Source organism: Paenibacillus vulneris, assembly GCF_039543185.1.
In the GTDB taxonomy this organism is placed as follows: domain Bacteria; phylum Bacillota; class Bacilli; order Paenibacillales; family NBRC-103111; genus Paenibacillus_S; species Paenibacillus_S vulneris.
Genome location: NZ_BAABJG010000035.1, coordinates 16,472 through 27,485 on the forward strand (window position 1 = coordinate 16,472; position 11,014 = coordinate 27,485).

The following is an 11,014-nucleotide window of genomic DNA, read 5'->3' on the forward strand; positions in this document are numbered from 1 at the left end:
ATGTGAAATACGCGCTTGTTACAGGTTCAACCTCTGGCATCGGCCTTGCCATCGCCAAGAAGCTGTTAGAGGAAGGCTGCTTTGTTTTTGCAAACTTCGCTCACAATGAAGACAATGCTCGTGCCGCAGAAAATGTCTTCTCTGGTATTAGTCCTAACTATTATATAATCAAAGCCGACATGTCCAAAATGGATGGCGTAAACACGGTAACCGAAACGATTACGAACCGCTGTCCCAGGCTGGACTACCTGGTTCTGAACAGCTACGCTACGGATAAGACAGATTTCCAGGACGTTACACCTGAGCAATGGCAGCATGTTATGGATTCCAATGTCAACATGCCTTTCTTTTTAATGCAGCGCTTGTACGATCATATGTCCGAAAAAGGATCTGTTGTTTGTATCGGAGCCATGATGGGAATTCATCCCCACGCTATCTCTATTAGCTATGGTGTTTCCAAGGCGGCGCTCCATATGCTTTGCAGCAGCATGGTGAAGGTTTATGCAGCGAAGCAGATCAGAATCAATGCGGTTTGCCCGGGTTTTGTAGATACACCGGCACAGCTTGGTAAAGCGCCGGACCATAGGCAGCGAATCGAAAACAAAATCGCTTTGCAACGATTCGCACAGCCGGAGGAAATTGCGGACTTTTGCTATAGTGTCATCATGAACAGCTACATTAACGGAGCTGTTATTCCTGTCTGCGGCGGGTATGATATGGCTTAATTTGTAGTATGACATTTATTGCATAAGGGGGCTAAGGGGTAACATGATTAAAGATAATGCATCCGAAGAGGAAAAAATAACAAGTGCAATACTTAGCCGCATCGAGCTTACAGAGCTTCATCTCCAAAGAATGATGGCATCTTTATTAGAAAATGTTGAACAACAAATGAAAAGCTTTAAAGAATCTATAGAGGAGCTCATTGAGAAGAAAATTGAAGAATGCCATATCAATCAACATGATCTCATAAAGCTAATAGATGAACGTATCGGGCAAAATGAACACGAAATAAAACAAGTAGTCATCGAAAATACAAATAATATTCAACGAAAAATCAACCATCACATGACTCTGGCTAATCTGAATGAAGATGCAACCAATAAAAAAATTGCGGATATTTCATTTACATTAAACAAAAATGCATATCAACCGAAAGAAAAAATAAAAGTCGTATTTTTATTCCAGGTTGCCTCATTCTGGCCTTCGTGGGAAACCTTCTGGGAAGCATGCCTCCATGACGATAGATTTGATGTTAAGATGGTATTATTTGATCATGAAATTGAAGAACAAACTCAAATGAAAACGGCAAGAGCCTTTTTAGATAAACAAAATATAGAATACATAGATTACGATCACTTTAATATTGAACAATACCAACCGCATATCCTTGTTATGCAGACCCCTTATAGTCATTGGCATCGCCCAAGACATCTGTGGGCTGATGAAATTAAATCAATGGGCATAAGAGTAATTTACATCCCATATGGTATTGAAATAAGTGATACTGAAAGTTCCCGTATCGCTCATTTTCAAAACGAGGTCGTCAGAAATTGTTGGAGAGTTTACACCATTTCCGAACCCATGAGAGAACAATATATCTTACATTCTCAAATAGGCATGCAAAATATTAAGGCTGTTGGTCACCCTAAATTCGACAAGCTATATGTATCGAAAGAAGACTATGTTTCAAATGAAATCAGAGAAGCGGCAAAAGGGAGAAAAATCATTCTCTGGAAGGTGCATTTCCCAAAAGAATTTGAAGTAAGAGAAAAAGGAAAGGTAATGGTTACTCCTTATCTCGATGAATATTTAGCGTTTGCAAGAAAAATAATACACTACCCGGATTACTTATTTGTCTTTTGCCCCCATCCAAAATTTTATGAAATGTGCCAATGGTTAAAAAAAGATAGAACGAAAGGAATTGAATTACAAGCAATACTTTCTTCACTTGAAAACGTCTATCAATATGAAGAGGATGACTATCGCCCCGCTTTATTTCATGCAGATTATATTATTGTTGATCGCTCCGCGGTGATGATTGAGGCTGCTGCGATGAAAGTACCTGTACTGTATATGTATAATGCCGACTATAAAGAACCTATGACTGATGCAGTCAACCATTTGGTTGAAAGTTACTATCAGGGCACTGGAGCAGAAGACATGATTCAATTTATCGAGATGTGTAAACGTGATGAAGATCCTCTAAAAGAAAGAAGATTTGAAGCTTTCCATAAATGTATTCCTTTCTTTGACGGGTTGAGCGGAGAACGCATTAAAGAGGATATTATTGCAGGACTAGAATCAGAAGTTATAATCTAACTTGAAAACAATTAAAAAAGAAACGGCCTTCTATTAGAATCGCCGTTTCTTAATATTTAACATATTATAAATCTGCATTAGTCCCTAGCTTTTGCATACAATACGGTCTCTGGAAATGCAGCAGTATGATGCCCCAGATAAAATTCGTAATCAACTCCAAATGAATCTATAAGACTTGGTATGGTTACAAAATCAGCATCATTATGATAAAGGCAAATCGCCAATTTTGGTTTAAACCTTTGAATGGTTCTTTTAGCTCCATTTAACGCTCTTACTTCAGCACCCTCAATATCCATTTTAATGAAATCTAGCTTTTCAATATTATATCTTTCCGCCCAGTCGTCAATTGTTATTGTTTCCGCCGTAACAGCCCCGTCAGAACTATTTTTTTGATTAATCTGAGTCGCTCCACCTTTTTCAGTAAAACAAAGCTTTTCCCCTGATTTATTCCATAACGCAAATGGATTTATTTTAATTCTTGAGGCTAATTCTGAGTTGATCTCCAGATTATTTTGTATTCGTTCAATAAAAGCCGGTGTAAATTCAAACGAAAATACTTTTCCGTTTTCCCCTGTCAGGTAAGAGAACCATAAGCTCGTGTCTCCAAACAAGACCCCGGCATCTAAGACATAATCACCTTTTTCGATATGAACCTTGGGATGGTTATATTGGTTGGAATACATTATCTTTGCAGTTGAAGTGAATGTCCAAGAATGCATCGGGACTTGTAATTCTTCAAAATCCATGAAATTAAAATATCTAGTAACACCAAAGTTATCATAACCACCGCTAGGGTCTTCTAATGGACTAGTTGAATAATAACTTTCAACTTTCTGAGCAAACTGTTTAAAATCCTCCATATTAGGGATAGGGGTTTTCCATATACGATGAGCCAAGACATCATTTAGTAGTACACGCTCGCCTGGATCTTCAAGCCTTTTGTCCAGATATTCCGAAAGAGTTTTGTACTTTAATAATGATTGAATCCCACTATCTATTGCATTCGTTATAACATTTTTTAACTCATCTTTACTGATAGGCACATTTCCATTATTATCCAACGAAGCTTCCCCACATTCTTAACGTAGTAATTACCATCAGCTCATTATTTTACCTAAATATATCAATAATTATAACACAGTAATCGGGAAAAAGTAGTAAAGTTCGACAAGAATAGTTCCATTTCGCCAAAATATCCTCAGGACATAAGATGTACTTATTATCCCACAGAGCTAACTTTCGGCCTCACTTATATAAGTCCTAGCTTTACAGCCGTATAACGAACACGGACTAGTAACGATTTCACGTTATCTTGGGCCAGGCATTCCACTCGCTTATCTCGCCTATCCAGAATATTCAGCACAAAGTGTGGAACATGACGAGTACAAACGATAATAATTTGAGCCGCTCCCCATTTCTGCTTCAACACTTCAGGACTCTCTTCATATCCATCGAACCAATCCGCCTGTAAGTTGCACTCTTCCAGCTTTCTGATGTAGTTATTCCGGTTTCTTGCGCCAAGCACGAGTACCTTAAGCTTCCTGAAGAAGATAAGCGGGGCCATGTGAGTGTTCTGTTCCTTGGTGCTTAGTGCTGATGCAGGATTTGTCTTCTTTCTTTTCCTACTGATGCTTTGCGGAGCATAGTGATAGCTGTATTGCTTGGCCACCTTCACCGTGTCATCATCAATTCGGTACGCTTTTGCAGGCAAATCTGACTTCAATTCGATTCCATCAGTGAGGATACGGTAAACTCTTTGCTCGAGATCATAGAAAAGAAAGCCTTCTTCGGCTTGAACGACATATCCGTGTATGTACAGCTTATGGTCCAAGTCAAGCGACCGTTGCTCGGGGCAGCGCGATTTTTCCAGCATATGCTTTAATTCTCTTTGCAGGTCCACGGCCGCGGCTTGATGGCTTGGCTTTCGCAAATCCAGTTTTTTTAAAAAAGTCTCACTAATCTGCCCAACTTGCTGGTTTGCGCCTATCTCGTTTAATTCTTCCAAGTACCTGATTTGCTTGGCTTGCTCCTCAACAAGCTCCTGTAGACCATTTATCCGGTTTTGATTGTATTCCATTTCATTTTTTAATTGGTACTTATAGCCGCTATTCTCATAGCCCAATCTAGATATAGTCCGTTTCAGCTGTAAATTCTCTGCCTTAAGCTTACGATTGTCGTTCGTCAGATCACTCGTTTTTTGTTCAAGCAGGTTTTGGTACTCTAATTGGGTTTCATCTTTTATTTGTCGATTGACAAGCTCCAGCTGCCGAGTCCGGGAATTCAACTGCTCAAGCTGCCGCACCGCCTCTTTATCCTTTTCTTTGGCTAGATACAGCTCCGTCTTGAACGCCTTCAGATCCCGGTTTAAATGTTGATTCGTCGTTTGAAGGGACGAGAGCTTTTCTGTTTTAGCAGCTTCCGCCTTCTCTAATTTTTCAATGACCCTTTTCAATTGTTCTATTTGCTGACTGAGTCGTTCCAGTTTGGCATCCGAAATTATCGTTCCTTCTTCGCTTGACTCTTCCCCCACATTAGATGCTTGCTGCCGCTGCTTCATCTTCTCAAAAAGCTGTTTCTTCGCCGACTCTCTATGACTCTTATTTGTTTCCGCTACTTTCTTCATTTGCGATACAAACGGATGCATATCTATTCCCCCTCGTCTTTATTTCTACGGAAAGAGGATCCTCCGTTAACGTTTTGAACTCCTAAAAGCAGATTTATTATTTTGTCAGTGCAATCACCAATGCGATGATACTAATAATCAACGCAGCTATATTGATGATATTCGTTGCTATTTTCATATTCTCAGCTCCCTATATGAAAAAGCTTCTTTGTATTTGTATAATACAAATGTAGAATGACATTACCTTGTCAGAGAATATATGTTCGTGCGCGTGGACAAAAGAAAAGACTTACAAAAGCGAAATATCGCCCTGCAAGTTCTTACTGTTCCAGCTCTCGATGATCTGATGCGCCAGTTATTTAGATCTCTTCGTTTGAAATACCTCAAGTCTTGCTTTTGCAATGCCTGCTCTGGAGCTTCCTCATTTAGCCTGCGGCAAATTCGTAAAATAAATCCGCTAAATCATCATGGAATCCCCAACCGATTCCGCTCGTAAATTGAGAGTTTAAAGAGGTTAAGTTTAGAGACTTCATTCGGGGCCCTAGTTACTTCTTGACATTAATTCTTTTACATCTTGAATAATGAAACTTTTAGAGTATCCTTCACTCGTTATACCTGTGAAAGTAATTGACATTGAAAGGTCCTTCTACGCTTAATAGCTTCTTGACGGCCCCAGGGGACTTTTTCCACATGTGTAAAATGCATCAACATTGGCTAATTTCTCTCTCCGCCGCAGCGCGTTAATAATATTTTTAATTACCTATTGATTACTAATCACGAATCTCCTCTACTTCGGAAGCTTGTTTATTCATATATTCCTCACGAATTTGGTAAAGAGTCTTGCCGCTTTCTTTTAATACCGAGAAATCATAGGTCGCTATATTGGACCAACCGAATACTTCCTTTAACCAGGCCAATAAGGACTTTTCCTTGCCATCAACTCGAACGTTCCCGTTACTAAGCAAGGTCGCTTCATCGTCTCTGCCTTTTGCTACAATAATATCTCCTTCTTTAACAACACCCCATTGAAGCATTTCATCAATTTTAGGTAATGACCGTCGTTGACTATCTTTGGTTTGTTTGATTCTGGAAGGAGTTCTCTCCATTAAATTGACATAGTAGTCGTCATAGTTGGTTAGGGGCAGCAGTTTCTCAGTGGTTATAAACAATTCATGATTAATCTTATAAGGCGTGAGCTTGTAACAACTCATATCTACACCATTACTATTCAGCCAGGCTACGGCAGACAATGTTTGATCATCATAACCCGAAGCAACGAGGATAATCTTTTGTTTCTTATTGAAACTGGCTTCGGCACCGTTCACCTTCAAAAACTCGTTTAATTTCCTGAGTCCAAGCTCATATGAGGTTAACTCGTTAAGTTCAAATTCATTTTTATGCTTTTCAATATAGGGTGCATAGACCTTTTTAACGAGATCATCTGTATCTGCTATCGTTGCGTAACTGGCAGCGTATCGGATAGCCTGAAATTCAAAAGCCTCTTTGCGATTTTCAATATCTTTGCGATCCCGCTTAATTTCTATCAATACAATATTCCCGTTATTATCTACAGCGGTAAGATCGCTTCTTCCAAGGCTTTCGTTCTTCACTTGCCGCCCGACGATAAGCATGGACTCCTCATCATCGCATAGCATTTCGATACTATTCCTGAGAAGCTCTTCCATATCATTTTCTACCATTCCAAGTTCTGCGAACGTCACAGCATCGACCTTTATTGCCTTTTTATTTTTTATATTGTACAATTTCCTGTCCCCCGTAGTTATGCGATAATAGCGCCGCGGCGCATGTATTTCCACACAGATAATCAGATTATTAAATTCGACAAAAACAGGAAAAATCCTCCATAAAATAACAGGCACCTGTCTAATAAAAATAGCTAGATCGTCTGTTTAGCAAACGATATAGCTATTTGGGAACTATATTCGGGAGGCCCCGTTTCATTCCGTTAAGCCAGAACGCATTGATATGAAGATTCATCCCCGTCTACTACTTTTGCAGATAAATGCTGCAGCATTCTTTCCGTCTTCACCAAAAGCTTACGCACATGTTCCTCCGCAGGCGGATTTGAGATTAAGCTGTCATCATGAGCGGCAAACAAGAGAAGGTTATTTAAAAATAACTCTGCGTTCAAGTCCAATTCGCCGCACGATTGAAGATTCCTTATTATATATTCGTACGAATGCTGGAACGGAAGGGGATTGCCGTTAACCTTGATATAAAGCGCTTTAAGCGTAGCTTTCACCGACATCCCTGCAAGAGTCACGCATTCCTTATGCATGTCATGATCAAGAAAAATAAAGGCCTGTGATATGTATCGCAGAGATTGTTCATGCCAAATCTGGATATCCGACAACAAGCTTAACTGATTGATTGATGTCGCTGACATTTCATATCGTTATCCAAAATACTCATTTTGGAAATCCCCCCGTTTCTTCTTTAGCAAACCCGCAGTTCCACTTACTCAAGAATGATAGCAAGCCATATAGGATCATCAAGAATCATTTCAATGCGGGCAATTTTGTAGCTCATCGCTTCGTATGAAACAACATTCACCATCTGAAGAAGAAGCAGAAGCTCCGATATATTGCTGACCTGCTTTTCAATATATGTATCGTTAGGGAGTAACCATCGGACCTTTGAACCATTCATGATGATATCCCGCTCCTTCTTAGTTGGACATCTAATCCTGGATTAAAAATAAAAACTCTTCATTATCTGCAGTTGAAAGCACTTCAAACCTCTCTGGGCTTGTCTCATAAGGTCTATTCCCTGCATAAAATGTTAAGGCTAGAAAGCATATATGATCTTATTAATGAATCATAGGATAACTTCCTAAAACGAATATATCACTTATAAGTGTATTTTTCAACTTTATACACCGATAATGGGATTCCAATTTAAGTCAAGCTCTCCTACGCTTATATTGAGGTGATTCGATTTGTCTAGTCTAAGAAAATTAATTGGTGAAAGAATAAGATATATTCGAAAACTAAAAGGGCTAACGCAAGAAGAATTGAGTGAAAAAGCCCAAATTCGATATACATATCTAAGTGACGTTGAACGCGGCGATCGAAATGCTTCTCTGGATTCCCTCGAAAAAATAATCCGCGCTCTTGATATTCAAACCAGCGACTTATTTGATTTCAGTGAGCTTCATGTAGACCAGACTAATCTTGAATTAAAGGATACCTTAGAGGTTCACTATAATTTCTTAAAAAATAAGAATCTCGAAGACGTGAAAATGATTCATCGGATTACTAAGGATATATTTAAATCCATTGAATCTAAATAGGACAGCATTGCAAAAAAAGATGACTCTTGACGAATCAAGGAGTCATCTTTGGTTATATATAGCGAGTGTTTTTTACTTGACAAACCTTTATCATCTAGGCTTGGGTTTCTTTTTTTAGGCAAATGCCTGAAGGAGTAGCTTCCTTAACTTATCGGTTCTGCAGGGAATGTTCCCTTCACTTAATCTAATACTTTCCTCGCCTTTCATTAGCCGCGGTTAACAAAACCGTTAAATGTCACTTTGTTTTAATTTTGGAAAGTTTCGCATGTGCCTTTACTCTACTCTCTGCAACTGAATCAGCAGATATAATCTCTAAAGGTTTCAAGCAAACTTCTTTTATTATTTGCACTTCTAAGCCTCATCGGTATTTTGTTAGTTTAATCTGGAATGGCGGCTGTGATTTGATTTTTTTCTGCTTCCATTCCTCGGATATAAGGATCTTCAGCCAATAGGATTGAATCGCCCCACATGCCTTGAGTAATTGTCGCAGACAATATCCATAAGATGTAGCAGCGTTTCACCTAGTAAAATCCTTTGAGCGTTCATTAAAATGTAGGGCACCTTTAAATATTCACTATAGACAGACCTTATTCAGAAAATGCAAAACGTAACCATGATTTAAACTTATCTTTTCGTTAACGTGCTGAATGCAGGTTTTGCGCCGCGGTGTGCAATGTAATTAATCCATGATGAATGCAGAAAACGATTGTGTGTGATCAAAATGTGGTCAATGGTGGTCAAGCTAGAGAGAACCGAGAGTCCACTTAAAATAACATTTCCTGGTTCAATTGGAAATTAATTCAATTGAACTTGAACTTTCTAGACTTCTAAGACAATGTATTTCAATCCAGGGCATTATTAATATGGATTCTGAGTTAGAGGAACGTTTATTGACCAAGCTTTTGTCTCACTTCTCGAACCGCAAAGTTACTGCTGCTCTTGTTTACCATAAAACTTTTCGGCCTGTTATGAATGAGGCATACTTTTCCTTCGGCACAAAGTTTCGAGCATATATTAAAAATATTAACACACATCTTACCAATAAAGATGATGTAACTTACTGTGTTGATGCTATTCAAGCAGAAATACTAAGATCATTTAAAGCCTTGTTAGATAATGATGTGATTTACAAAACAAGCAAGATCTAATTTGACCTTTTTCTGGATGTACTTTTCAGAAGGGACCGAACAGATGCGAGTCCCTTTTATGTCATGCGGATAACGACGTAAGTTGTCCTGCTATTGCCGGTCAATCTGACTATGTAAGGTTAAACAAAAAAAACACCTGATTTCGTATCAGGTGATCTCAGCACTAATCTATTAATTCCGTCAACAATCAGTCAAATTTAAAAGCCCCTGTTTCACACTTCCATCCAATCTGTACTACTACCCAAACCCGCTCCACCACTGCAATCTCAGCGATCTGTACCATTCAATCACCAACAAAGCGACCGATTCCACATGTGTTGAGTTGATAGTACATACAGGAGTGGCATTAGTTCAATTCTTAAATCATCTAAAAAGGTCACCTGTCTATAGATGACCTCAACTTTATTGAATATCTTTTTCTAATATATCATTAATATTAGATATGATGTTCTCAATTTTGTTTTTATATTTTTCAAGCTTTTCAATCTTACTAAATGCGTCATTTTGTACATCAATATCAGGTAATTCGAATGTAATTGGTGCCATCTCGCTCAAATGAAGATTGGCACGACCTCTTTCTTTCTTAAAATGATATTGTTGAATGTATGCAAAGAATTTAAGATTTATCTTATCTTGGTACTCATCCTTTGGAATTAACACTCCACAATGATCAGTAGGATAAAATTTGTAATCTCTATAATACAATGTTCCTACATTACTTCCATCTGTATTCCAAGTTACACATGGGGTATTAATAATATAGTTCCCCCCTGCTTGATTTTTCCAAGTATCCCAAGTGTTAATTACTTTTCTACCTCTAACAATTGAACCTAACCATGCAATATCGCCATACCCCATAATGCCTTTATTTGTAATTGCACCTGATGATACTATTGGAATAATCTCTTTATTACCTTCTTCATAGTTGAGTAAGTTGTTGTATATGTCACTACTAATTACTCTGCGACCTGTTCCCATAAGGAAAACTTCTCCAACCTTATACTCTGTAACATCATTAAACTGTATGATTTTTGATAGTGTAGTATCAATTTCTTCTAATACTCTAGTAAGGTTAGACTTTATCTTTAACAACTTATTAATAGATATTAATTCTTCTTCCTGCTTTTCTACGGAAGGGATATCAACCTCAATATTTCCCAAAGTCATACTCATAACCTTACCATTTGTATCTTGGGATTTTTTTTCTTTATATACCTTTCCCTGATACTTTTTAACAAACCAATCTAGTAAAACTTTGTCTTTGTACTCTTCCCTCAATACCATAGTTCCACATACATTTGTAGTACTATACTGTCCCTTTCTAACAAACATAGTACCTGCATAAACTCCATCAGTTGTCCAAGTAATACTTTCAAAATCTTTTGGGTCAATGTCCTTTACATAATTTACTTTTTCATCTTCTTCAACTTCATAAAGCCTTTCAGGATACATTGCAAAAGGCAAATATCCAAACAAGCCCTTATTAGCAGTTTTAGAAGAATATACAGGATATCTCTCACCATCAATTAACTCGTTTACATGAGAATACAAATCTTCATTACTAGTTACTTTCCCTCTTATTAGGTAAAAAACCTCATTAATTTTCAT

At 38.1% G+C, this 11,014-nt stretch carries 9 protein-coding genes; 3 read left to right on the forward strand and 6 right to left on the reverse strand.

What is annotated here, in order from left to right:
- Positions 1 to 2 precede the first annotated feature (2 nt).
- Together ABEA66_RS27205 and ABEA66_RS27210 are read left to right on the forward strand one after the other, a co-directional pair.
- Positions 3 to 725 (forward strand): SDR family NAD(P)-dependent oxidoreductase, encoded by a 723-nt coding sequence (locus ABEA66_RS27205; RefSeq protein WP_345592517.1) that lies wholly within the window; start codon positions 3 to 5, stop codon positions 723 to 725.
- A gap of 43 nt (positions 726 to 768) precedes the next feature.
- Positions 769 to 2,322, forward strand: coding sequence for a UDP-N-acetylglucosamine 2-epimerase (locus ABEA66_RS27210; RefSeq protein ID WP_345592519.1), 1,554 nt, complete (start codon positions 769 to 771; stop codon positions 2,320 to 2,322).
- 77 nt (positions 2,323 to 2,399) lie between these two features.
- Here the strand turns inward: ABEA66_RS27210 and ABEA66_RS27215 are convergent, their stop codons facing one another.
- From ABEA66_RS27215 to ABEA66_RS27235, 5 genes are all read right to left on the reverse strand, one after another.
- Complete coding sequence (locus tag ABEA66_RS27215) at positions 2,400 to 3,383, reverse strand: FkbM family methyltransferase (protein ID WP_345592521.1); 984 nt, start codon at positions 3,381 to 3,383, stop codon at positions 2,400 to 2,402.
- Between the two features lie 188 nt (positions 3,384 to 3,571).
- Positions 3,572 to 4,966, reverse strand: coding sequence for a hypothetical protein (locus ABEA66_RS27220; protein WP_345592523.1), 1,395 nt, complete (start codon positions 4,964 to 4,966; stop codon positions 3,572 to 3,574).
- A 749-nt stretch (positions 4,967 to 5,715) separates the two neighbouring features.
- Positions 5,716 to 6,708: a hypothetical protein gene (locus ABEA66_RS27225; RefSeq protein WP_345592525.1), complete on the reverse strand. Its 993-nt coding sequence runs from the start codon at positions 6,706 to 6,708 to the stop codon at positions 5,716 to 5,718.
- Between the two features lie 203 nt (positions 6,709 to 6,911).
- Entirely contained in the window at positions 6,912 to 7,352 is a 441-nt protein-coding gene (locus ABEA66_RS27230) for a hypothetical protein (protein WP_345592527.1), read from the reverse strand.
- 71 nt (positions 7,353 to 7,423) lie between these two features.
- Positions 7,424 to 7,615 (reverse strand): hypothetical protein, encoded by a 192-nt coding sequence (locus ABEA66_RS27235; RefSeq protein ID WP_345592529.1) that lies wholly within the window; start codon positions 7,613 to 7,615, stop codon positions 7,424 to 7,426.
- Between the two features lie 289 nt (positions 7,616 to 7,904).
- On the opposite strand from ABEA66_RS27235, the gene ABEA66_RS27240 reads away from it, so the two are divergent.
- Complete coding sequence (locus ABEA66_RS27240) at positions 7,905 to 8,258, forward strand: helix-turn-helix domain-containing protein (RefSeq protein WP_345592530.1); 354 nt, start codon at positions 7,905 to 7,907, stop codon at positions 8,256 to 8,258.
- A gap of 1,550 nt (positions 8,259 to 9,808) precedes the next feature.
- On the opposite strand, the gene ABEA66_RS27245 is transcribed toward ABEA66_RS27240, so the two are convergent.
- Positions 9,809 to 11,014: a restriction endonuclease subunit S gene (locus ABEA66_RS27245; protein WP_345592531.1), complete on the reverse strand. Its 1,206-nt coding sequence runs from the start codon at positions 11,012 to 11,014 to the stop codon at positions 9,809 to 9,811.

What these genes read in the sequence shown, in the direction of transcription:
- ABEA66_RS27210 (WP_345592519.1), top strand. Translation starts at nt 769, where the DNA reads ATGATTAAAGATAATGCATCCGAAGAGGAAAAAATAACAAGTGCAATA.
- ABEA66_RS27220 (WP_345592523.1), bottom strand. Translation starts at nt 4,966, where the DNA reads ATGCATCCGTTTGTATCGCAAATGAAGAAAGTAGCGGAAACAAATAAG.
- ABEA66_RS27230 (WP_345592527.1), bottom strand. Translation starts at nt 7,352, where the DNA reads ATGTCAGCGACATCAATCAATCAGTTAAGCTTGTTGTCGGATATCCAG.
- ABEA66_RS27235 (WP_345592529.1), bottom strand. Translation starts at nt 7,615, where the DNA reads ATGAATGGTTCAAAGGTCCGATGGTTACTCCCTAACGATACATATATT.
- ABEA66_RS27245 (WP_345592531.1), bottom strand. Translation starts at nt 11,014, where the DNA reads ATGAAAATTAATGAGGTTTTTTACCTAATAAGAGGGAAAGTAACTAGT.